At 72.2% G+C, this 23,083-nt stretch carries 13 protein-coding genes and 1 pseudogene; 8 read left to right on the top strand and 6 right to left on the bottom strand.

Going from position 1 to position 23,083, the window contains the following annotated elements:
* Position 1: 1 nt before the first annotated feature.
* Positions 2-1,297 (bottom strand): M18 family aminopeptidase, encoded by a 1,296-nt coding sequence (locus tag ACFYYR_RS18495; protein ID WP_388853992.1) that lies wholly within the window; start codon positions 1,295-1,297, stop codon positions 2-4.
* 699 nt (positions 1,298-1,996) lie between these two features.
* A complete protein-coding gene (locus ACFYYR_RS18500) occupies positions 1,997-3,823 on the bottom strand; it encodes an acyl-CoA dehydrogenase (protein ID WP_388853995.1) in 1,827 nt (608 codons plus the stop codon).
* A 133-nt stretch (positions 3,824-3,956) separates the two neighbouring features.
* Between ACFYYR_RS18500 and ACFYYR_RS18505 the strand changes: the two genes are divergently transcribed.
* The 3 genes from ACFYYR_RS18505 to ACFYYR_RS18515 all read left to right on the top strand — a co-directional run bounded on the left by ACFYYR_RS18505 (position 3,957) and on the right by ACFYYR_RS18515 (position 6,811).
* Entirely contained in the window at positions 3,957-4,421 is a 465-nt protein-coding gene (locus ACFYYR_RS18505) for an SseB family protein (protein ID WP_388853998.1), read from the top strand.
* A 200-nt stretch (positions 4,422-4,621) separates the two neighbouring features.
* The gene (locus ACFYYR_RS18510) at positions 4,622-5,575 is read left to right on the top strand and encodes a pirin family protein (RefSeq protein WP_388854001.1); all 954 of its coding nucleotides are present in this window, start codon (positions 4,622-4,624) and stop codon (positions 5,573-5,575) included.
* Positions 5,576-5,641: 66 nt separating this feature from the next.
* Positions 5,642-6,811, top strand: a complete 1,170-nt coding sequence (locus tag ACFYYR_RS18515) for an AI-2E family transporter (protein WP_388854498.1) — start codon at positions 5,642-5,644, stop codon at positions 6,809-6,811.
* Here the strand turns inward: ACFYYR_RS18515 and ACFYYR_RS18520 are convergent.
* Positions 6,727-8,892 (bottom strand): annotated as a pseudogene (locus tag ACFYYR_RS18520) (SpoIIE family protein phosphatase); the annotation flags it as partial. The gene ACFYYR_RS18515 and the pseudogene ACFYYR_RS18520 overlap by 85 nt on opposite strands.
* 141 nt (positions 8,893-9,033) lie before the next feature.
* Here ACFYYR_RS18520 and aspS point away from each other — a divergent pair.
* Positions 9,034-10,869, top strand: a complete 1,836-nt coding sequence (aspS, locus tag ACFYYR_RS18525; protein WP_388854004.1) for an aspartate--tRNA ligase — start codon at positions 9,034-9,036, stop codon at positions 10,867-10,869.
* Positions 10,870-11,012: 143 nt separating this feature from the next.
* Here the strand turns inward: aspS and metG are convergent, their stop codons facing one another.
* The 3 genes from metG to ACFYYR_RS18540 all read right to left on the bottom strand — a co-directional run bounded on the left by metG (position 11,013) and on the right by ACFYYR_RS18540 (position 15,477).
* Complete coding sequence (gene metG / locus ACFYYR_RS18530; RefSeq protein WP_388854007.1) at positions 11,013-12,743, bottom strand: methionine--tRNA ligase; 1,731 nt, start codon at positions 12,741-12,743, stop codon at positions 11,013-11,015.
* Positions 12,744-13,119: 376 nt separating this feature from the next.
* On the bottom strand, positions 13,120-14,817 hold the full coding sequence (locus ACFYYR_RS18535) for a VWA domain-containing protein (protein WP_388854010.1): 1,698 nt from the start codon (positions 14,815-14,817) through the stop codon (positions 13,120-13,122).
* Positions 14,818-15,189: 372 nt separating this feature from the next.
* On the bottom strand, positions 15,190-15,477 hold the full coding sequence (locus tag ACFYYR_RS18540; protein WP_388854014.1) for a barstar family protein: 288 nt from the start codon (positions 15,475-15,477) through the stop codon (positions 15,190-15,192).
* A 188-nt stretch (positions 15,478-15,665) separates the two neighbouring features.
* Here ACFYYR_RS18540 and ACFYYR_RS18545 point away from each other — a divergent pair, with 188 nt between their 5' ends.
* The 4 genes from ACFYYR_RS18545 (at position 15,666) to ACFYYR_RS18560 (ending at position 23,069) form a co-directional block, all read left to right on the top strand.
* Entirely contained in the window at positions 15,666-17,750 is a 2,085-nt protein-coding gene (locus ACFYYR_RS18545) for a PhoX family protein (protein ID WP_388854017.1), read from the top strand.
* Positions 17,751-18,117: 367 nt separating this feature from the next.
* Positions 18,118-18,906 carry a VanZ family protein gene (locus ACFYYR_RS18550; RefSeq protein ID WP_388854020.1) on the top strand — a complete coding sequence of 263 codons (789 nt, stop codon included), beginning with the start codon at positions 18,118-18,120 and terminating at the stop codon, positions 18,904-18,906.
* Positions 18,907-19,336: 430 nt separating this feature from the next.
* The gene (locus ACFYYR_RS18555; protein ID WP_388854023.1) at positions 19,337-20,983 is read left to right on the top strand and encodes a hypothetical protein; all 1,647 of its coding nucleotides are present in this window, start codon (positions 19,337-19,339) and stop codon (positions 20,981-20,983) included.
* A gap of 403 nt (positions 20,984-21,386) precedes the next feature.
* Entirely contained in the window at positions 21,387-23,069 is a 1,683-nt protein-coding gene (locus ACFYYR_RS18560; RefSeq protein WP_388854026.1) for an MFS transporter, read from the top strand.
* The last annotated feature ends 14 nt before the right edge of the window (positions 23,070-23,083 follow it).

Raw genomic sequence — 23,083 nt, forward strand, 5'->3', positions numbered from 1 at the left:
CTCAGTCCCCCAGGAAAGCTGACAGGGCGTTGGCGAGGAGGTAGGGGTCCTCGGCGCCGCAGAGTTCACGGGCCGAGTGCATGGACAGGATCGCGACGCCGATGTCGACGGTCGCGATGCCGTGCCGTGCCGCCGTGATGGGGCCGATCGTGGTGCCGCACGGCATGGAGTTGTTGGAGACGAAGGACTGCCACGGCACCCCCGCCCGGTCGCAGGCGTCGACGAACACGGCCCGGCCGCTGCCGTCGGTGGCGTAGCGCTGGTTGACGTTGACCTTGAGGATCGGGCCGCCGCCGGGCATCGGGTGGTGGCCGGGCTCGTGCCGCTCGGCGTAGTTGGGGTGGACGGCGTGCCCGGTGTCGGAGGAGAGACAGATCGTTCCTGCGAAGGCGCGGGCCCGGTCCTCGTAGCTGCCCCCGCGGGCGAAGACGGAGCGTTCGAGGACGTTGCCGAGGAGCGGGCCGTCGGCGCCGGTGTCGGACTGGCTGCCGTTCTCCTCGTGGTCGAAGGCGGCGAGGACGGGGATGTGGGTCAGTTCCTGGCCGGACGTGGCGACGGCGGCCAGGGCGGCGGTGGCCGCGTGCACGGACAGGAGGTTGTCCATCCGCGGCCCGGCGAGGAGTTCCCGGTCCCGGCCGAGGTAGGCGGGGGGCTCGACGCTGTGGACCATCAGGTCCCAGCCGGTGACGTCGTCGGCGGAAACGTCCGCCTCGCCGGCGACGAAGCGGATCAGATCGCCTTCGCTGGAGTCGCCGAGACCCCAGATCGGCGTCATGTGGCGCTGCTTGTCGAGCTTGAGGCCCTCGCTGTTGACCGACCGGTCGAGGTGGACGGCGAGTTGGGGGACCCGCAGCAGCGGCCGGTCGACGGCGACGAGGCGGTGGCTGCCGTCGCGCAGGGTGAGCCGTCCGGACAGGCCGAGGTCGCGGTCGAGCCAGGTGTTGAGCAGGGTGCCGCCGTAGATCTCGACGGCGATCTGCCGCCAGCCGTGCGAGCCGGTGTCCGGGATGGGCTTGACCCTGAGGTTGGGCGAGTCGGTGTGGGCGCCGACGATCCGGAACGGGGTCTCCGGGCGGGCGTTCTCCGGGACGTACCAGGCCACGATCGCCCCGCCGCGCAGTACGTACTTGCCGCCGGTGCTGCCGTTCCAGGCCGCGGTCTCCTCGACCTGACGGAACCCGGCCTTCTCCAGCCGTGCAGCCGCGCTCGCCACCGCGTGGTACGGGGAGGGGCTCCCGGCGAGAAACGTGATCAGGTCGTCGGTGTGGCCGCGGTCGAAGCGGGCGTGCGCGCTCATGCAAACAGCATAGAGAGCAGCACCTACGGCTTTCCCGGAGCCGGAGCGGGTGTGACGCGTTCCGCGGTCCTCGCGGGGAGCCGCCGGGGCGTGGGCCGACGGCCGCGCGCTGAACGGTGCGCGGGCTGACCGCGGGCAGGGGCGGGGTGAGGCCGGTGCGAGGCCGGGCAGTCCTGTCGGATCGGACAGGAGTCGGACAAGAATCGGACAGGAGATGGGGCGGCGCCGGGGTCCGAACGGGCAGGCCGTTGTCCGAAGGGATCGGACAGAGCGACGGGCAGGCGTCCCCGGACGCCGGCCGAGACGAAGCCGGGTGTCCCGATGGGGCGGACCGGAGCCGGGGCGGGCAACCGAGGCGCCCCGCGCGCCTGTCCGTACGATGCGGACACCAGCGGACGTGGCCCCTGTCCGCATGATGCGGACACCGACGACCTGCCCCCGTCCGAACAACGCGGACACCGCCGGCCGACCTTCCGCCCGACACGACGCGGACACCGCCGGCCGCCCCCCGTCCGAACAACGCGGACACCGACAAGCCGAGCGGACCCTGCCCGAGCCACGCCGCCACCACAACGCCGCCACCACAACCGCCACCCACAGCCCCGCCGCGCCCAGCCCCCGCCACCCACGACGAAGCCCCCGCCCGCACCATGCGGACAGGGGCCCCGTAACGGCTTCGCCGTCAGTGGATCAGCGGGCTCAGAACGCCGCCTCGTCCAGCTCCATCAGGGAGTTGTCGACGGTCTCGGCGAGGTTGCGCTGCACGGCGACGCCCGGCAGGACGTTGTGCGCGAAGAACTTCGCCGCCGCGATCTTGCCCTCGTAGAAGGCCTTGTCCTTGGCGGACGCCGAGGGCAGCTTGTCGGCCGCCACCGCCGCGCCGCGGAGCAGCAGGTAGCCGATGACGACGTCACCGGAGGCCATCAGCAGGCGGGTGGTGTTGAGGCCGACCTTGTAGATGGACTTGACGTCCTTCTCGGTGCCGGCGAGGTCGGTCAGCATGGCGCCGACGATGGCCTCGAGGTCGACCGCGGCCTTGGCCAGCTCCTCGCGGGCCTCGGCCAGGCCCTCGCCGCCGACGGCCTCGGCGAGGAACTTCTTGATCTCCTCGGAGAGGGCGGTCATCGCCTGGCCCTGGTCCCGGACGATCTTCCGGAAGAAGTAGTCCTGGCCCTGGATGGCGGTGGTGCCCTCGTAGAGGGTGTCGATCTTGGCGTCCCGGATGTACTGCTCGATCGGGTACTCCTGCAGGTAGCCGGAGCCACCGAAGGTCTGCAGGGACTGGGCGAGCTGCTCGTAGGACTTCTCCGAGCCGTAGCCCTTCACGATCGGCAGGAGCAGGTCGTTCAGGCGGCTCAGCGCGGAGGCGTCCTCGCCCGCGGCCTCCTTGACGAGGATCTCGTCCTGGACGGTCGCGGTGTAGAGCACCAGGGCGCGCATGCCCTCGGCGTAGGCCTTCTGCGTCATGAGCGCGCGGCGCACGTCGGGGTGGTGGGTGATGGTGACGCGCGGGGCGGTCTTGTCGGTGAAGGCGGCCAGGTCCGGGCCCTGCACGCGCTCCTTGGCGTACTCCAGGGCGTTCAGGTAGCCGGTGGAGAGGGTGGCGATCGCCTTCGTGCCGACCATCATCCGAGCGAACTCGATGATCATGAACATCTGGCGGATGCCGTCGTGCTTCTCGCCGATGAGCCAGCCCTTGGCCGGGTGGCGGTCGCCGAAGGTCATCTCGCAGGTGTTGGAGGCCTTGAGGCCCATCTTGTGCTCGACGTTGGTGGCGTAGACGCCGTTGCGCTCGCCCAGCTCGCCGGTCTCGAAGTCGAACTCGTACTTCGGCACGAGGAAGAGGGAGAGGCCCTTGGTGCCGGGGCCGGCGCCCTCGGGGCGGGCGAGCACGTAGTGGAGGATGTTCTCCGACATGTCGTGCTCACCGGACGTGATGAAGCGCTTCACGCCCTCGATGTGCCAGGAGCCGTCCTCCTGCTTCACGGCCTTGGTGCGGCCGGCGCCCACGTCGGAGCCGGCGTCCGGCTCGGTGAGCACCATGGTGGAGCCCCAGCCCTTTTCCACGGCGATCTTCGCGATGTGCTTCTGCTGCTCGGTGCCCTCGTCGTAGAGGACGCCGGCGAAGGCCGGGCCGGAGGCGTACATCCACACGGCCGGGTTGGAGCCGAGGATGGTCTCGGCGAAGCCCCAGAGCAGCGAGCGCGGGGTGCAGGTGCCGCCCAGCTCCTCCGGGATGCCCAGGCGCCACCACTCGGCGTCCATGTAGGCCTGGTAGCTCTTCTTGAAGCCGGCCGGGACGGGTGCGGTGTTGGTCTCCGGGTCGAACACCGGGGGGTTCCGGTCCGCGTCGGCGTAGGACGCGGCCAGCTCGTTCTCCGAGAGACGGGCTATCTCGGACAGCACGCTCTTGGCGGTCTCGACGTCCATCTCCGCGAACGGGCCGGTGCCGTACACCGTGTCGCGGCCGAGTACCTCGAAGAGGTTGAACTCGATGTCGCGGAGATTCGACTTGTAGTGCCCCATGGCGACGGCTCCGTTAAGGCTCGGGAGGCAGGATCCTCGTGCGCATATCAACTACGTTGCCGCCATGATGCTACCGGCCGGTAATAAGAAGCAACCCCTAACCGCGCAACTGTGACTCGTTACGCTTTGACCCATGTACGGCTACGACCAGAACGCGGGCGCCGGGCAGCAGTACGCCGCGCCACCGCCGCAGCAGGCGCCCGGAGGGTACGGCGGCCAGCCGCTGTACCCCGAGCCGTCGCCGCCCTCGCTCGCCGACGCGGTGCGTGCCTTCACCACCGGCTCGATGTCGGCCGAGGACTTCCAGGGGATCTTCTCCACCTCCAAGGTCTACTGCCCCCGCGGTGAGGGGCCGGGCTTCCTGGCGCTGCACAACACCCAGCAGCCGGTGATCCCGATGTTCACCTCGCTCAAGGAGCTGCGCGGCTACGCCGGCAAGGAGTCGAAGTACTTCGTCATCACCGGCGCCGAGGTCCTGGACCTGCTGCCCACGGGATACGGCTTCGTGCTCGACATGGAGGGCGACCACCGCATGGTCTTCGACGCGAAGGCCGTGGAGCAGATGGTCGACTTCGCGATGCGCCGGATGTACGGCTGACCGCGCTCCCCTTCCTGCTGCTCCTCCCTGTATCCGCCTCTTCCCGTACGCCCCGCCCGCTCCCGGAGGGCCCGCCGCACCCGCGCGGCGGGCCCTCCGGCATGTCCGGGACGGGAGGTGCCGGGTGCCCCGGGAATGTTCCGCGCTTGCTGGATGTTCACCATTCAACTAAATTGGGAGCACGCCCCGAGGAGGCCGCCATGCCTGCTGTCACGCCCGAGAACCCACTGACCCTGCCCCGCGTCACCGCCCCCGGGGACGTCGCGCCGCGCCCCGTGCTGGCCGTCGCCACCGCGCCGAGCGGGCTGGAGGGCGAGGGCTTCCCGGTGCGCCGGGCCTTCGCCGGCATCGACTACCGGCACCTCGACCCGTTCATCATGATGGACCAGATGGGCGAGGTGGAGTACGCGCCCGGCGAGCCCAAGGGCACCCCCTGGCACCCGCACCGCGGCTTCGAGACCGTCACCTATCTCATTGACGGAACGTTTGTGCACCAGGACTCGCACGGCGGCGGCGGAACCATCAACGGTGGCGACACCCAGTGGATGACCGCCGGATCCGGGCTTCTGCACATCGAGGCGCCGCCGGAGTCACTGGTGGTGAGCGGCGGTCTGTTCCACGGCCTCCAGCTGTGGGTGAACCTGCCGCGCAAGGACAAGATGATCCCGCCGAAGTACCAGGACATCGGCGGCGGCAACGTGAAGCTGCTCGCCTCGTCCGACGGCGGAGCCGTGCTGCGGCTGATCGCGGGCGAGCTCGACGGCCACCGCGGGCCGGGGATCACGCACACCCCGATCACCATGATCCACGCGTCGGTCGGCCCGGGCGCGGAGCTCACCCTGCCGTGGCGTCCCGACTTCAACGCCCTGGTGTACGGGCTGGCCGGACGTGGCACCGCCGGCGCCGAGGGACGCCCCTTCCGGACCGGCCAGGCCGTGGTCCTCGGGCCGGGGGAGTCGCTGACGGTACGGGCGGACGCCACCCAGGAGTCGCGCAGCCCGAACCTCGAGGTGGTGCTGCTCGGCGGTGCCCCCATCCGGGAGCCGATGATGCAGTACGGGCCGTTCGTGATGAACACCCGCGCGGAACTGGCCCAGGCCTTCGAGGACTTCCAGGCCGGCCGCCTCGGCACCGTCCCCGCCGGGGCCGCCTGACCCCGCCGTCACCCGGCCGGGCGCGCTGGGCGGGATGGCCCGGCGCGCCCGTGGTGGGCTGGGGTGGTGGCGAACGACCCGCCTCTGCTTCCGCGCGCGGCGCGCAGGACCGCGGCCTGGTGCGCCGTGGCGCTGCTCGTCGCGGGGGTCGGCGCGCTGGCGATCTGGCTCTGCGTGGTGCTGCGGGACGCCCTCGTGCCCGTGCTGCTGGCGCTGCTCGGCACCGCGCTGCTCGGGCCGCTGCACCGCCGGCTCGTCCGGCTGGGCCTCTCCCGTTCCCTGGCCGCCGGGCTGACCTGTCTCGCCCTGGTCGGCGTGGTCGGCGGCGCGGGATACATCGTGGTGAGCGCGTTGATCGACTCCGGGGACCAGATCGTCGACTCGGTCCGGACGGTCGCCCGGCAGATCGGCGACCACCTCGATCTGGCCGGCACCTCGCTCGACGACCTCGCCTCGAAGGCGAAGGAGCTGGTGGGGAAGTTCGGCGGGTCCGCCGCGTCCGGGCTGCTGTCCGGGCTCAGCGTCGTCGGGCAGCTCTTCGCGGCCTCCGTGCTCGCCCTGCTGCTGACCTTCTTCTTCCTGCGCGACTCCGACCGGGCCGCGCGCACCCTGCACACCCTCGCGCCCCGCGGGACGGGACCCCGGGTGGAGGCCGTCGCCCGGATCGCCTTCGGGGCCGTCGAGGGCTTCATGCGGGGGACCACCCTGATCGCCTTCATCGACGCGGTGTGCATCACCGCGGGGCTGCTGATCCTGCGGGTGCCCGGCGCGGTCGGCCTCGGCGCGCTGGTCCTCGTCGGCGCCTACATCCCCTATCTGGGCGCGCTGATCTCCGGCACCGTCGCGGTGCTGGTCGCGCTCGCCGACCGGGGCTTCGTCATCGCCCTGTGGACGGTGGGCGTGGTGCTGGCCGTGCAGCTGCTGGAGGGGCATGTGCTCCAGCCGATGATCCAGAGCCGCACCGTGCAGATGCACCCCGCGATGGTGATGGTCGCCATCACCGCGGGGGCCGGCCTCGCCGGGATCCTCGGCATGCTGCTGGCGGTGCCGATCGCCGCGGCCGCCTTCGGGGTGCTCGGTGCGCTCCGGGAGGCCTACGAGGAGGGGCCGGAGCCGTCGCCGTCCGGCGAGGGGCCGTCGCCGCCGCCGTCGGGCGAGGGACCGTCGGGCGAGGGACCGTCGGGCGAAGGTCCGTCCGGCGAGGGCCCGTCCGCCGAACCGGGCGGTCCCTCGTAGAGCTCGAACCAGATGCACTTGCCCTCGCCCCGCGGGTCCACGCCCCAGGAGTCGGCGAGGATCTCCATCAGCAGCAGCCCGCGTCCCGAGGAGGCCATCTCGCCGGGACGGCGGCGGTGCGGCAGCTCGTCGCTGGCGTCCGAGACGTCGACCCGCAGCTTCCGGGAGGAGCGCTCGCCCGCCGCCTCGGCGACCATCAGGGCGTCGCCGTCGGTGTGCACCAGCACATTGGTCACCATCTCGGAGACCATCAGCACCGCCGAGTCCACCTGTTCCGGGTCCGCCCAGTCGTGGAGCAGCTCCCGCAGCTCGTGCCGGACGCCGGCGACCCGCTCGGGCTCGGCCTGGGCGATGGTGAGGACCGTCCGGCGCAGCGGCCGCGGGGCCGGGCCCTCGGCGGGGTGGCAGCCGCAGCCCGGGGCGTTCCGGCAGAGCAGGAGGAGCGCGATGTCGTCCTCGCGGCGGTCGGCGAGCGGGCCGGTGGTGTGGTGCGAGGACGGCCCGTGCACCGCCTGGACGAGCCCGTCGGCGAGGGACTCCAGGTCCTCGCCCGCGTGCTGTTCGATGATCCCGCGCAGCCGCCGCCAGCCGCTCTCCAGGTCGTGGCCGCCGGTCTCGATCAGCCCGTCGGTGCAGACCATCATCAGCTCGCCCGGCTCCAGGGTCAGCCGGGTGGTCGGGTAGTCGGTGTCCGGGTCGATGCCCAGCGGCAGCCCGCCGGCGGTCGGCCGGACCAGCATGGTGCCGTCGCTCATCCGGGTCGCGATGTCCGGATGGCCGGCCCGCGCGACGTCGAGGGTGCCGGTCTCGGGGTCGACCTCGATGTAGAGGCAGGTGGCGAAGCGCGGGTCGGGCCCGTCCTCCCCGTCCGGCCACTGGTCGACCAGACCGGACAGGAAGCGGGAGGCCCGGGAGAGGACGGCGTCCGGCCGGTGGCCCTCGGCGGCGTAGGCGCGCAGCGCGATCCGCAGCTGGCCCATCAGCCCGGCGGCCCGCACGTCGTGCCCCTGGACGTCCCCGATGACCAGGGCTATGCGGCCGGACGGCAGCGGGATCATGTCGTACCAGTCGCCGCCGACCTGGAGGCCGCCGCCGGTCGGCACGTAGCGCGCGGCGACCGTCATGCCGGGGATGTCGGGCTGGACGGTGGGCCGCATGCTGCGCTGCAGGCCGCTGGCCAGTTCGCGTTCGGACTCCTGGACGCTGGCCCGGGACAGCGCCTGTGCCAGCATCCGGGCGACGGTGGTGAGGACCGACCGCTCGTCGGGGGTGAAGGTCACCGGGTAGCGGAACGCCGCCATCCAGGCCCCGATGGTGCGGCCCGCCACGATCAGCGGGAGGAACGCCCAGGACTGCCGGTGGTAGGGGGCGGACAGCGGCCAGGTGCCGGGGAAGCGGCGCCGGTACTCCTCGGGGCTGGGCAGGTACACGGCCCGTCCGGTGCGCACCACCTCGGCGGCCGGGTAGTCGGTGTTCAGCCCCATGTGGACGAAGGGGCGCTCGTCGCCGTCGCCGTAGCCGTGGTGGCCGATGACGTTCAGCCGGTCGCCCTCCACCCCGAAGACGGCGAGCCCGTCCGGGGAGAAGCCCGGCATGGAGAGGGCCGCGGCCACCCGCAGCACCTCGGAGGTGGAGCGGGCCTCGGCCAGCGCCCGGCCCGCGTCGAGGAGGAACGCCTCGCGGGAGCGCCGCCAGTCGCCGGTGACCCGGGTGCGGGCCGCGGCGGCGGTGCCGGGCTGCGGCTCGGCGACCTCCTGGATGGTGCCGAAGATCTCGTGCTTCTGGGAGTCGGGGCGGGTCCGGGCGCGGACGGTGCGCAGCACCTTGCCGTCGTCGCCCATGATCCGCAGCCGCATCTCGGCGAGGGTCCCCTCGGCGACGGCGAGATTCACCACACCGTTGATCTCGACCCAGTCGACGGGGTGGAAGCGGGAGCGCACGGCGGACACGGAGAGGGTGGCGGGAACCGCGGGCAGGCCCAGCAGCCGGGCGGCCTCGGCGTCGACGGTGACCGTCCCCGAGGCGTTGTCCCAGCGCCAGAGGCCGGTCGCGGTGGCGGCCAGGACGTCCTCGGTGCGCATTGCACCACTTTATGAGGCTTTCCAAAGCTTTGACGAGCGGCCGGGCGCCGGAGGTGTGCCGGTACCCTTGCATACGGCCTTCGCTAGGCCGACGAGTGCCCCCTGGGGCGGCACACCCCGACCTGACGACTTGGATGAGCGATGCATCGGTACCGTTCCCACACCTGCGGCGAGCTCCGTGCCGCCGACGTCGACGCCGACGTGCGGCTGAGCGGCTGGCTGCACAACCGTCGGAACCTGGGCGGCATCCTCTTCATCGATCTCCGTGACCACTACGGTCTGGTGCAGCTGGTCGTCCGGCCCGAGACCGCGGCGTACGAGGCGCTGAGCGGCATCACCAAGGAGACCGTCGTCCGGATCGACGGGACGGTCCTCGCCCGGGGCGCCGACAACGTCAACCCCGAGCTGCCCACCGGTGAGATCGAGGTCGAGGTCTCCGACGTCGAGGTGCTCGGTGCCGCCGACGCCCTGCCGTTCACCGTCTACCCGGAGGACGGGGTCAACGAGGAGCGGCGCCTGGAGTACCGCTTCCTGGACCTGCGCCGGGAGCGCATGCACCGCAACATCATGCTGCGGTCGGCCGTCATCGCCACCATCCGTGAGGAGATGACCGCGCTCGGCTTCAACGAGATGGCGACCCCGATCCTCTCGGCGACGTCCCCCGAGGGCGCCCGGGACTTCCTGGTCCCGTCCCGGCTGCACGCCGGCAAGTTCTACGCGCTGCCGCAGGCGCCGCAGCAGTTCAAGCAGCTGCTGATGATCGCCGGCTTCGACCGGTACTTCCAGATCGCGCCCTGCTTCCGCGACGAGGACGCCCGCGCCGACCGCTCGCCGGGCGAGTTCTACCAGCTCGACGTCGAGATGAGCTTCGTCGAGCAGGAGGACGTCTTCCAGGTCATCGAGAAGGTGATGACCGACCTGTTCAACAAGTTCGGCCAGGGCCGTGAGGTCACCTCGCCGTTCCCGCGGATCCCGTTCCGCGAGGCGCTGCTGAAGTACGGCAGCGACAAGCCGGACCTGCGGGCCAAGCTGGAGCTGGTGGACGTCTCGCACGTCTTCGCCGACAGCGGCTTCAAGGCCTTCGCGGGCAAGCACGTGCGGGCGCTGCCGGTGCCGGACACCGCCGGGCAGACCCGGAAGTTCTTCGACCAGATGGGCGAGTTCGCCGTCGAGAAGGGCGCGAAGGGCCTGGCCTGGATCCGGATCGGCGACGACGGCGGCATCACCGGCCCGATCGCCAAGTTCCTCAGCGAGGCCGACGTCGAGAAGCTGCTCGCCGAGGTCGACGGCAAGCCCGGCACCGCGGTCTTCTTCGGCGCGGGCGAGTTCGACGAGGTCTCCAAGATCATGTCGGAGGTCCGGGTCGAGGCGGCCAAGCGCGCCGGCCACTTCGAGGAGAACGTCTTCCGCTTCTGCTGGATCGTCGACTTCCCGATGTTCGAGAAGAACGAGGACACCGGCGAGATCGAGTTCTCCCACAACCCGTTCTCCATGCCGCAGGGCGGCCTCGAGGCGCTCCGCACCAAGGACCCGCTCGACATCCTGGCCTGGCAGTACGACATCGTCTGCAACGGTGTCGAGCTCTCCTCCGGCGCCATCCGGAACCACGAGCCCGAGGTCATGTACGAGGCCTTCGAGATCGCCGGCTACTCCAAGGAGGAGGTGGAGCGCGAGTTCGGCGGCATGCTGCGCGCGTTCCACTTCGGCGCCCCGCCGCATGGTGGCATCGCCCCCGGCGTCGACCGCATCGTGATGCTGCTGGCCGACGAGCCGAACATCCGGGAGACCATCGCGTTCCCGCTCAACGGCAACGCGCAGGACCTGCTGATGGGCGCGCCGAGCGAGGTGGAGGAGGCCCGGCTGAAGGAGCTGCACCTCACCGTCCGCAAGCCCGTGGTCAAGCAGGCCAAGGCCAAGTCGGCCGGCACGGACGAGCAGTCCGGCGCCGAGAAGCCCGAGGCGGACGGCGCGAAGTAACCGCGTTCCCCGGCCGGACGGACGACCGTCCGGCCGGGACGGACAACGACGAGGGGCCCGAACCGGATGGTTCGGGCCCCTCGTCGTAGGTGCGGTACGCGTCCCGCGGCGGGACGCGGGGTGTCACGCCGCGGCGGGACGGGTCACTCCCCGGACTCGGCGGTCTCCGCGCCGCCGAAGCGCTCGCGGTAGGCCTCCAGGTCCTCCTCGGAGATCTTGGCGAAGAGCACCGGCGGAACGGTGAACCCGGTGCCCGCCGGGACGGAGTCCAGGGACTTCGCCTCGGCCGCCGTCACCCAGGTCCGGGCGTCGTCGGACAGCGCGAACGCCGACCGCATCGCCTTCGCCGACGCCGGGATGAACGGCTCGGACACCACCGAGTAGAGGTGGATGAGGTTCATCGCGGTGCGCAGCGTGAGGGCCGCGGCCTCCTGGTCGGTCTTGATCTCCAGCCAGGGGGCCTTCTCCTCCAGGTAGGAGTTGCCCGCGCTCCACAGGGCCCGCAGGGACTGGGCGGCCTTGCGGAACTGCAGCGCCTCCAGGTGTCCCTCGTACTCGGACAGCAGGCGGGCGATCTCCTCGCCCAGCCGGACCTCGGCCTCCCCGGCCTCCTTCCCGGCGGGCACCTCGTCACCGAAGCGCTTGCGGGAGAAGGACAGCACCCGGTTGACGAAGTTGCCGAGGGTGTCCGCCAGGTCCTTGTTGACCACGGACGAGAACAGCTCCCAGGAGAAGGAGGTGTCGTCGGACTCGGGGGCGTTCGCCATCAGGAAGTAGCGCCAGTAGTCGGCCGGCAGCAGCTCCAGGGCGGCGTCCGTGAAGATGCCGCGCTTCTGGGAGGTGGAGAACTTCCCGCCGTAGTAGTTCAGCCAGTTGAAGGCCTTGACGTAGTCGACCTTCTTCCACGGCTCACGGGTGCCGAGCTGCATGGCCGGGAACATCACCGTGTGGAACGGGACGTTGTCCTTCGCCATGAACTCCGTGTACCGGACGTCGTCCGCCTCGTACCACCAGGACTTCCAGTCGCGGCTGTCCGGGTCGGCGTCCGCCCACTCCTTCGTCGCGCCGATGTACTCGATCGGGGCGTCGAACCAGACGTAGAAGACCTTGCCCTCGGCCGCGAGCTCCGGCCAGGTGTCGGCCGGGACCGGAACGCCCCACTCCAGGTCGCGGGTGATCGCCCGGTCGTTGAGGCCCTCGGTGAGCCACTTGTGGGCGATCGAGGAGGCCAGCGTCGGCCAGTCCTTGCTGCCGTTGCCCTCCAGCCAGGCCTCCACCTCGGGCTGCAGCTTGGACTGGAGGAGGAAGAGGTGCTTGGTCTCGCGGACCTCGAGGTCGCTGCTGCCGCTGACCGCGGAGCGCGGGTCGATCAGGTCCGTCGGGTCCAGCACCCGGGTGCAGTTCTCGCACTGGTCGCCGCGCGCCTTGTCGTAGCCGCAGTGCGGGCAGGTGCCGACGATGTAGCGGTCCGGGAGGAAGCGGTCGTCGGCGACGGAGAACACCTGGCGGATCGAACGCTCCTCGATGAAGCCGTTCTCCTTGAGGCTGCGGGCGAAGCGCTGGGTGATCTCCACATTCTCCGGCGAGGAGCTGCGGCCGAAGTAGTCGAAGGCCAGCTCGAACCCGTCGTAGATCGCCTTCTGCGCGTCGTGCTGCTGCCCGCAGAAGGTGTCGACGGGCAGGCCCGCCTCCTTGGCGGCCAGCTCGGCCGGCGTGCCGTGCTCGTCGGTGGCGCAGATGTAGAGCACGTCGTGGCCGCGCTGCCGCAGATAGCGGGCGTAGACATCGGCCGGGAGCATGGACCCCACCATGTTGCCCAGGTGCTTGATCCCGTTGATGTACGGAAGGGCGCTGGTGATGAGGTGTCGAGCCATTGCCGGCTGCTCCCAATTCGTGACGCGGAGTGAGGCCCGTAGTTCATCGGAATACAGCGTCTACAGGCTGTCAATATCGTACTGGACCCCCGGGGGCCGTCCGCGCCCCCTTTTTCCGCACGCTTTTTCCCCGTGGTAAGCCCCGGGGTGCGCACCGTGGATGCGGCTGCGGATGCCCCGCTGGAGGCCCGCCGTGGGGTGAGGGCCGGGGGTGAGGTCCGGGTGGGCGGTCCGTCCCGGACGGGGACGCCGCCGGATGCGTGAGCTGTCGGCTGAGGGGTCTGGCGACGATGTGATCCGCCGGGTGGCCCGTGCGGATGTCCGCGGCCGGCCGGTGGTGTGCGGCGGCCGGCCGCGGACTGTTCCGCAGCGCACGTCAGCGCAGGATGCCGGCGGCGCGCGCCTCGGTCAGCCACTGCGGGAGGTCGGCCGTGAGCCGGCTGTAGAGCTCCGCGTCGGCGACGGTCAGCGGGTCGGCACCGGCGGAGAAGAAACCGGCGTTGTCCACCGGGCGCCGGTCGGGGACGGTCAGCACATCGAGCTTCCGCAGGAAGTCGAAGCCCTTCGCGTCGGGCTCGCCGAACCCGATGAACTGCCAGAAGATCGGGAGTCCGGCGGCCTCGCAGATCGCCTTCTCCGCGGCGGGCTTGGACGTGGGGGCACCGTCCGTCTGGAAGATCACGAAGGCCGGGGCGGTGGTGCCGGACTTCTTGTAGTGCTCGACGACGGTCTCGATGGCCCGGTGGTAGTTCGTCCGGCCCATGTGGCCGAGGCCGGAGTGCAGGGTCTCGATCCGGCCGGAGTAGTCGTCCAGGGAGACGTCCGCGGTGCCGTCGATGTCGGTGGAGAAGAAGACCACCGGGACGGTGCCGTCGTCGTCGAGGTGGGCGGAGAGCGCGAGCGTCTGCTCGGCGAGGTGCTGGACCGTGCCGTCCTTGTAGTACCGGCGCATGGAGCCGGAGCGGTCGAGCACGAGGTAGACGGCGGCGCGCGTCCCGGTGAGCCCCTGGGTGCCGAGGGCGGAGCCGGCGCTCTTGTAGAGGCTGACCAGGCCGGGCGCGGACTCCTCGATCTTGGTGAGCGAGATGGCGCCGGCGGAACCGGCCGGGGCGGTCTCGGCGGGCTCGTGGGCGACGGTCTCGGCGGTGGCGGGCTCCGCCTCGACGGTCCCGGCCGTGGCGGGCTCGGCCTGGGCCGGGACGGCGGCGGCTTCGGGCTCCGGGGCGGCGAGGGGCTCCGGCTCGGGAGCGGCCTCCGGCGTCGACTCCGGCTCGGCGGCGGCCTCGGCCTCGGCCTCGGGCTCAGGTGCGGGAGCGGCGACTGCCTCGGCGGCGGTCACCGGCTCGGGCGTGGTGACGGCCTCGGGCTCCGCGGCGACGATGTCCTCCGGCGCCGGGGCGTCGGCGGTCACCGGGGCGTCGGCGGTCACCGGCTCGGCGGCGGCCTCGGGCTCGGGCTCGGTGATGGCCTCCGGCTCCGCGGCCGTCTCCGGCTCCGGTGCCGCGGTGTCCGCCGGCTCCGTGCTCGCGGCCGGGGCGGGCTCCGCGTCCGTGGGCTCGCCCTGGGCGGGGACCTGGGTGTTCCGGGGCTCCTCGACCGGCTTGGCCTGCGCGGGCACCGCCGGGGCCTCCGGCTGCGCCGCCTCCGCGGCCTCGGGCTCCGGGTCGGGCGACGCGGCCTGGGCGGGCACGGCAGCGGACGCGATGTCCGCCGGAGCCGCACCGTCGGCCGCGGGCGCCTCGGCGGAGGCCGTGGTCTCCGGCCGGCGTGCGTCGGCCGGCCGGTCCTCGGCCGCCGGCTCCTGCCGGGCGGCCGGCTCCTGCTGCTGGGCCGGCTCCGTGGCGCCGCTGTCGAAGGCGGCGAAGGGGGAATCGCTCTTCTCCGGCTGCGGGGACGCGGATGCGGGTTCGGCCGGCGTCGACTGAGCCGGGACCGGCGCGGTGGCGGTGGGAGCGGCGTCCGCCGTCCCGCCCGTCGTCGCTTCGGCGCCACGCGCCTCCGGCACGGTCGGCTCATCGTTCCCGGTCGCCCGCGACCGGCCGAACGCATTCCGCAGCAGACTCCGAATGCCCATGGGATTAAGCCCTTCACACGTATCGGGTGCGATGAATGTCCGCGGTGCGGGAATTCGTCCCTGACCAGGACGGACACGTAAGGCTACCGGTATCTGTTCGTCAGGCTCCGGTTTTGACGCCGGGTGATGCGGATCGGGCCAATGAACAAGACCCGTTTGTGCCCGAAGGGGGCGTTCCCGCCGAGCGGGCGGCGCGATGCGGACCGGGAAATGGAACGCTCATGCAGAAACCGAATAGCAGGATCGGCCGCCGGAGAAATCCGCTGACAGGTGGTGCTCATCAGGTGTGTTCCGGTGCCGCGCCGCTGCCGCGGTTCTCGCCTCGCCACCCGCGGCCCGGCGTCAATGTCCGGATGGCGGACGGTAATGGGCTCAAGCGAGTTCCAGCCGGGCACGGGTGGCTTCCGCGAAGAGCCCGGCGAGTCGTTTCCCCTCCGCATTGTCCGGGGCGAAGAGACCCGCCGTGTCCGCTTGTACGACGAGGACTTCGTGCGCGTCGATCACCGGGGAGATCCCGCGCGACTCGATCGCGTCCCACCACGCGTCGAGATTCCGTCCGAACCAGGCGGGCAACGCGCAGGGCTCCCGGACGGCGTCCCAGAACGCGTCCAGTGTCCCCAGGTCCCGGCCGCGCAGATCGATCAGCAACTCGTCGGTCATGACGCCGGATCGTAGTAGTTCCGGCCAAGGGCCGTGCGGGGCAGCGGAATTGGTCCGTCCGTCCTCGTTCATCGCGCGTTCACCCGCAGTCCTCCCGGGAGCGGGGCCGCGCCCCTAGCGTCACCGCGGACCTATTCCGACATCATGTCGGCGCGCTGCGCCGGTGAGGGCCCTACGGAGGGGAAGACGTGCGCAGACTGCTGCCGCTGATCAGCTCGCACCCGGGCGGACGTTCCGCGATGACCTGCCGCTACCGCTGCGGCGACGCCTGTTTCCACGAGGTGCCGAACACCAGTGGGAACGCCTACCTCGGGGATGTGGTGGCCGAGGCTCTCTCGCGCCGTTCGCTGCTGCGGGCGGGCGCGGTCGTCACCGTGGCCGCCACGGCCGGTGCCACCGCCGCCGGGCAGGCGCCGCAGGCCCGCGCCGCGGCCCCCGCGGGCACGGCCGGCACGGCGGACCGGGCCGGACAGGCGGCGGGCCGGGCCGCCCGCGGCCTGCGGTTCCCCCTGGTCGCGCCGAACACCACGGACGCGGTCACCGTCCCCGAGGGATACGCCGAGAACATCCTGATCCGCTGGGGTGACCCGATCCTGCGCGGGGCACCGGCCTTCGACCCCGACCGGCAGTCGGCGAAGGCGCAGGCGGGCCAGTTCGGTTACAACAACGACTACATGGCCGTGCTGGACGTCCCGGGCGAGCGCGACCGCCAACTGCTGGTGATCAACCACGAGTACACCGACGAGCAGCTGATGTTCGCCGACTACGACCCGGACGACCCCACACGGGAGCAGGCGGAGATCGGCTGGGCGGCGCACGGGCTGTCCGTCCTGGTCGCGGCCGAGGACAGCCGGTCCGGGAAGCTCACGGCCGTGCCCCGCCACCGGCTGAACCGCCGGATCACCGCCACGACACCGTTCGAGGTGACCGGTCCGGCGGCCGGCAGCAAGCTGCTGCGCACCTCCGCGGACCCCACCGGCACCCGGATCCTCGGCACGCTCAACAACTGCGGCGGCGGCATCACCCCCTGGGGCACCGTGCTGTCCGGCGAGGAGAACGTCAACCAGTACTTCGCCAACGGCGGATCCGTCACCGACCCGGAGACGGCGGCCCGCCTCAAGCGCTACGGCATCACCGGCGGTGCCTCGGAGCGCAAGTGGGAGCGGTTCGACCAGCGGTTCGACGTGGCGGAGGAGCCGAACGAGAGCAATCGTTTCGGCTGGGTCGTCGAGATCGACCCGTACGACCCGGACTCCACACCGCGGAAGCTCACCGCCCTGGGCCGCTTCAAGCACGAGGCCGCCGAGCCGCGGCTCACCGACGACGGCCGGCCCGTTCTCTACATGGGCGACGACGAGCGGTTCGACTACTTCTACAAGTTCGTCTCCGCCAAGCGGATGATGCGGGGTACCGGCAGCGCCGCCCGGGAGCACAACCGCACGCTGCTGGACGAGGGCACCCTCTACGTCGCCAAGTTCACCGGTGACAGCCCGGCCGGGGAGATCGACGGCTCCGGCAAGCTCCCGGAGGACGGCCGGTTCGACGGCACCGGCGAGTGGATCCCGCTGGCGAGCGGCGACACCTCTCATGTGGAGGGCATGACCGCCGAGGAGGTGTACGTCTTCACCCGGATCGCCGCCGACAAGGCGGGCGCCACCAAGATGGACCGGCCCGAGGACGTGGAGCCGAGCCCGCGCACCGGACGGGTCTATGTCGCGCTGACCAACAACACCGACCGCGGCAAGCCCGGCAAGGCCGGTGCCGACGAGGTCAACCCGCGCAACGGCAACAAGCACGGCCAGGTGCTGGAGCTGGCCGAGCGGGGGGACGACCCGGCGGCGAAGCGTTTCTCCTGGCGGCTGTTCCTGGTGTGCGGCGACCCGGAGGACCCGGCCACCTACTTCGGCGGCTTCCCCAAGGAGCACGTCAGCCCGATCTCCTGCCCGGACAACATCACGTTCGACGCGTACGGCAACCTCTGGATCTCCACCGACGGCAACGCGCTGGGCAGCCACGACGGGCTGTTCGGGGTGGCGACGGCCGGTGAGCGGCGCGGTGAGGTGCGGCAGTTCCTCACCGTCCCCAAGGGCGCCGAGACCTGCGGTCCGATCGTGCAGGACAAGCGGGTCCTGGTGGCGGTGCAGCATCCGGGCGAGGTCGACGGCGCGAGCGTCGAGAAGCCCGCGTCGACCTGGCCGGACGGGCCCGGCACGCTGGTGCGCCCGTCGGTCGTCACGGTGTGGCGCCGCGACGGCCGCGACATCGGCGTCTGAACGGAAGCGGCCGCGGCGCCCCGGACGGGGACGAGGGGGCGCCGCGGCCGGACGGGCCGCCCGGGCCGGCCGCCTCGTCCGTGTGCGCTGCTCGGCCGCCCCGGGTGGGTGACCGTCTGTGCCCGCCGCCGAACCCCGAGCGTGCCTGACCTCGAACCCGTCGAACCTCGAACCCCGAGCGTGCCTGACCTCGAACCCGTCGAACCCCGAACCCGTCGAACCCCGAACCCGTCGAACCCCGAGCCCGCCGAGGCCGGGCGCGTGCCGTGCCGGACTCCGGGTAACCGCGAGTGAGGCGACACCGGCAATGGCAACGGCGGAATCCGGTGCCCCCACCACGGGATCCGCCACGGACTTGGGGTACCTCATGGCACGCAGAGTGGTGCTGTTCGGCTACGAGATCGGCAAGGCCTCCGGGAAGAGCGGGACGTCCGGGAAGGGCAAGGCCTCCGGGAAGAGCAAGGCGGCAGGGAAGGGCGCGGCCTCCGGGCGGGGCGGGGTCTTCGGGAGGGGCGCGGTGTCCGGGAGGAGCCGGACGGGCGCGCGCGGCGGGCGGGCGACGGCGTCCCGGAGCGGCGGTGACGCTCCCCGGCGGGGCGGTGCCCTCCGTGCCTGGTGGACCGGGCGGCCGCAGGGCGTTGAGCGGGAATCCGTCGCCACGGCACCGCGCACCCCCACCGCGGTCCGGGTGCTGCTGATGCTGGTGGCGTTCGCCGCGATGGTGGGCTTCGCGGTCGTCCTGGCCAAGCTCACCCTGGTCCCGTCGTCGGCCTCGGAGCCGCTGACGCACAGCAACCTCCAGCCGGGCGACTCGATCCGCGACTACGTCTCCCAGCCCGCCTTCCGCGACACGGTGAAGCAGATCGGCGGCAACATCGTGCTGGGCGTGCCGTTCGGGCTGCTGCTGCCGGTACTGGTGCCCCGCGCCCGCGGGCTGCTGCGCGTCGGCGTCGCCACCGCCGTGGTGATGGTCCTGGTCGAGCTGGTGCAGGGCGCGTTGGTCACCGGCCGGGCGTTCGACATCGACGACGTCATCCTCAACACCACCGGTGCGCTGCTGGGTTATCTGCTGCTCGGGCGGCGGCTGGGCCGGGCGGTGCACCCGCGCCGCACCCACTGGTGGCACCGCTTCACCGGGCGGCCGGTCACCGGCTGAGGGGTCCTTGCCCGGTCCCGACCGGGTCGCGCGGCCCGGCACCGCACTTCGCCGCGTTGCCGAACAGCCCTGGTAGCACCGCTACCAGGGCTTTCCGGCTTTCCGGCGCTTTGCGACGCACGGCACCGGACACGCGACCTCATCGGGCGCTCATCGTGCAAGGACCCCTGAGGCCCGGGCCCGGGCTTGGCTGCACCCGATCACGGCTGCACACCCGGTCGCGGGGCGGAGGGGGCGCCGTGCCGGGCGGCCGGTCACCGGCGCGGGCGCCGCGGGACCCGTTCGATGGGCATCGTTCCGCCGACTGCCTCTCCCACCTGGCCGGGCCGGTGCGCCCGGCGGAGCGTGGTGCCGAGCCCATCCGCACACGCCGTGGGAGTCCGCATTCTCCGGGAGCCGACCACGCGTCCGAGGTACGGCGAGGTCGGTCATGCACCCAGCGAGTCTCGCCGCCGGTCCCGGCCGGCGCGGATCCGGCACCCGTCCGGGCGGCAGTCCGGCGACCCGTCCGCTGCCCCTGCTCGCCGCCGTCGCCGCCGCGTTCACCCTCGCCCAGCTCGTCCTGGTGATGCCCGGCCTCGGCCTCGGCTGGGACGAGTCGGTCTACATCAGCCAGGTCAGCCCGCACGCCCCCGCCGCGTTCTTCAGCGCGCCGCGCGCCCGGGGCATCAGCTTCCTCGTCGCGCCCGTCACCGGGCTGACCACGTCGGTCACCGCGCTCCGGGTGTATCTGGCGGTGCTCTCCGGCCTGGGACTCCTGCTCGCGCTGTGGGTGTGGCGGCGGCTGCTGCCCGCCCCGGTGCTCGCCCTCGCCGGAGCGCTGTTCGCCTCGCTGTGGATCACCCTGTACTACGGGCCGCAGGCCATGCCCAATCTGTGGGTCGCGTACGGGGCGCTGGTCGCGACCGGTTGCTTCCTGCGCGCCGTCCGGAGCCGCCCGGCCGGGACCGGTGAGGACGGCCCGGTCGACGGCCCGGTCGGGACCCGCCGGAACGGAGCCGTCCCGGTCGGCCCGGACCGGCCGGCCGGCGGCGTGGCCGACGGCGTGGCGCGGTTCGCCGCCGGCGTGCCGGGCCGCCCGGACCGCCGTGCCCTGGTCGGGCTGGGCTGTGCGGTGGCGTTCACCGCGCTGATGCGCCCCGCGGACGCGCTCTGGCTGGCCCTGCCGCTCGCCGGCGCCGCGCTGTGCGTACGCGCGTGGCGGCGTCCGGTGGTGCTGCTGGTGCTGGCGGCGGGGGCGCTCGTCGGCAGTGCAGAGTGGATCATCGAGGCGTATGTCCGGTACGGAGGGCTGTTCGCCCGGCTGGAGCGGGCCGGCGAGGTCCAGGGCGGCATGGGCCTGCACTTCGCCGTCGACGACCAGGTGCGCGCCCTGGAGGGGCGCTCGCTGTGCCGGCCGTGCGCGGTGCCGTGGCGGCACCCGGCGACCGCGGCCTGGTGGTTCGCGCTGCCCCTGCTCGCCGCGGGCGGTGTCGTCGCGGCGGCCCGCGCCCGCCGCACGGCCGTGGCCCTGCTGCCCGTCGTCACCGGACTGTTCCTCGCCGTGCCCTATCTGCTGCTGATCGACTACGCCGCGCCCCGCTTCCTGCTGCCGGTGTACGCCCTGTTGGCCCTGCCGGTGGCGTTGTGCCTGGTCAGCCTGGTGGCAGGGGTGCGGCCGGGGCTGCGTCCGGTGGTCGTCGGCGTGCTGGTCCTCGCCCTGGCCGGGCACCTCGCCGTGCAGTACGCGGTGCTGCGCAGCATGGTCTCCCGCGCCCGCGTCACCCGGGAGGCCGTCGACCGGATCGCCGCCGGACTGCACCGGCAGGGGGTGCGGGCGCCCTGTGTGATCAGCGGGCACGAGGCGGTCCGGATCGCGTTCCGCACCGGCTGCTCCTCGCGGCAGATCCGGGGGAACGACCGCAGCATCACCCCGGCGGAGCTGCTGGACGTGGCCGGCCGCCGGCCCGTGGTCCACCTCGGGACGGGGAACGCGCCGCCGCCCTCCTACGCCCGCGGGTGGCGCGTCGTCCCGCTGCCGCCGCTGTCGGGGCAGGGGCGGTACCGGGCCTGGGTGTCGCCGTCCGCCGAGCCCTGACCGGGCAAGGTCCTGACCGGGCCGCTCCTGATCCGTCCGGTCCGGAGAGACCGCCTCCGAGCCGTCCGCCCCCAACCCGTCCGCCTCCGACCTGTCCGGCCCCGAGCCGTCCGGCCCCGACCTGTCCGCCCCCGACCTGTCCGGCCCCGGGCGCCGCGGGCCCCGATCCGCCCAGCCCTCAGCGGGCCCGCCCTGACCGGCCCGGGAGCGGCCGGCGGGACGGGCGCGAGGGTGTGGGCCGTTCGAGTGGTGGGCCCCCGGAGGCGGGCTTAGGGTCGTAGAAGTTCCCGATCACGGGCCGCGGAAGGCCCGGTCAGGGGTGGTGGCCCGGTCAGGGGCCGTGGACGTGCCTGATCACCGCGGGAACGCAGCCGATCGTCGCCGTCGTGAGCGCGGGAAGACCATGACGAGCTCCCACTCCACATCCGCCGGTCCTGCCGAAGCCCCGGAACGGGGCGGCGGCAGCGTCATTGCGCTCCTCGTCATCGCGTCCTGTCAGCTGATGGTGGTTCTCGACATCACCATCGTGAACATCGCGCTCCCGCACATCCAGAGCTCCCTCGGCTTCTCCACCGAGAGCCTGTCGTGGGTCATCAACGCCTACACGCTGACCTTCGGCGGTCTGCTGCTCCTCGGCGGGCGGCTCGGCGACATCCTCGGCCGGAGACGGGTGTTCATCTTCGGCGTGCTGCTGTTCGTGCTCGCCTCACTGCTCGGCGGTCTCGCACAGAACGCCCCCCAACTGCTCGCCGCCCGGTCCCTGCAGGGCGTGGGCGGGGCGATCGCGTCCCCCACCGCACTCGCCCTGATCACCACGACCTTCCGGGAGGGCCCGGAGCGCAACCGGGCGTTCGGCGTCTTCGCGGCCGTCTCCGCGGGCGGCGGCGCGATCGGCCTGCTCATGGGCGGCATCCTCGTCGAATGGCTCGACTGGCGCTGGGTGTTCTTCGTCAATGTGCCGATCGGGCTGCTCATCGCCTTCGCCACGCCCCGCCACATCAGGGAGTCCGAGCGGCACGCCGGTCACTTCGACTTCGCGGGTGCGCTGACCTCCACGGCCGGTATGGCCTCGCTGGTCTACGGCTTCATCCGGGCGTCGGAGGACGGCTGGCGCGATCCGCTGACCCTCGTCGCGTTCGGCGCGGCCATCGTCCTGCTCACGACCTTCCTCACCATCGAGCGGCGCTCCAGACAGCCGATCACCCCGCTGAAGATGTTCCGCGACCGCAACCGCGCGGGTTCGTACGGCATGATGCTCAGCCTCGCCGCGGCGATCTTCGGAATGTTCTTCTTCCTGACGCTCTTCGTGCAGAACGTGCTGAACTTCAGTCCGCTCCAGGCCGGGCTGGCGTTCCTGCCGGTGAGCGCGGTCATCGCGGTGGGCGCGGGAACGACGTCCCAGCTGCTGCCGAAATTCGGGCCCAAGCCGTTCATGGTGGTCGGTGCGATCCTCGCCGCGGGGGGCCTGTCCTGGCTGACGCAGACCGATGTGGACAGTACGTACGCGGGCAGTGTCCTCGGCCCGATGCTGATCTTCGGCCTCGGCATGGGCATGCAGTTCGTGTCGCTGACCCTGATGGCGGTCTCCGGGGTCGCCCCGCAGGAGTCGGGCGCGGCGTCCGGCATGCTCAACGCGACCCAGCAGGTGGGCGGCTCGCTCGGGTTGTCCATCCTGGTCACGGTCTTCGGTACGGCGAGCCGGAACGAGGCGACCGAGCAGGTCCCGGCGTTCCTCGCCCAGGCGACCCCCGTGGAACGCGCACAGTTCCAGCGCACCGGCGAGCTGCCGGCGCCCTGGGGCGACCAGGTGCTGGCCACGGGCGTCTCCACGGCGTTCATCGCCTCGGCGGCGTTCACGATCGTCGCGGCACTGATCGCCCTGTTCGTCATCCAGGTCCGGGCCTCCGACCTCGAACGCCTCCAGGGCGGCGCCGCTGCCGGAACCCCCTCGGCGGCGTTCGGGGAAGCGGCGGCGGATACAACGGCGGTGTCCGGGGAGGCGGCGGGTACGGCAGCCGCGGACGCGGCGTCGGCCGAGGACGCGGCATCGGGCGACGAGGGCGGGCACCGGCCGTCGGAGCAGTGAGGGCGGTCGTGGCA

It is taken from the genome of Streptomyces sp. NPDC001922, assembly GCF_042891165.1.
GTDB lineage: Bacteria > Actinomycetota > Actinomycetes > Streptomycetales > Streptomycetaceae > Streptomyces.

What these genes read in the sequence shown, in the direction of transcription:
- ACFYYR_RS18510 (WP_388854001.1), top strand. Translation starts at nt 4,622, where the DNA reads ATGCCTGCTGTCACGCCCGAGAACCCACTGACCCTGCCCCGCGTCACC.
- ACFYYR_RS18550 (WP_388854020.1), top strand. Translation starts at nt 18,118, where the DNA reads ATGGCACGCAGAGTGGTGCTGTTCGGCTACGAGATCGGCAAGGCCTCC.
- ACFYYR_RS18505 (WP_388853998.1), top strand. Translation starts at nt 3,957, where the DNA reads ATGTACGGCTACGACCAGAACGCGGGCGCCGGGCAGCAGTACGCCGCG.
- ACFYYR_RS18495 (WP_388853992.1), bottom strand. Translation starts at nt 1,297, where the DNA reads ATGAGCGCGCACGCCCGCTTCGACCGCGGCCACACCGACGACCTGATC.
- ACFYYR_RS18560 (WP_388854026.1), top strand. Translation starts at nt 21,387, where the DNA reads ATGACGAGCTCCCACTCCACATCCGCCGGTCCTGCCGAAGCCCCGGAA.
- ACFYYR_RS18540 (WP_388854014.1), bottom strand. Translation starts at nt 15,477, where the DNA reads ATGACCGACGAGTTGCTGATCGATCTGCGCGGCCGGGACCTGGGGACA.
- metG (WP_388854007.1), bottom strand. Translation starts at nt 12,743, where the DNA reads ATGGCTCGACACCTCATCACCAGCGCCCTTCCGTACATCAACGGGATC.
- ACFYYR_RS18500 (WP_388853995.1), bottom strand. Translation starts at nt 3,823, where the DNA reads ATGGGGCACTACAAGTCGAATCTCCGCGACATCGAGTTCAACCTCTTC.
- ACFYYR_RS18535 (WP_388854010.1), bottom strand. Translation starts at nt 14,817, where the DNA reads ATGGGCATTCGGAGTCTGCTGCGGAATGCGTTCGGCCGGTCGCGGGCG.
- aspS (WP_388854004.1), top strand. Translation starts at nt 9,034, where the DNA reads ATGCATCGGTACCGTTCCCACACCTGCGGCGAGCTCCGTGCCGCCGAC.
- ACFYYR_RS18555 (WP_388854023.1), top strand. Translation starts at nt 19,337, where the DNA reads ATGCACCCAGCGAGTCTCGCCGCCGGTCCCGGCCGGCGCGGATCCGGC.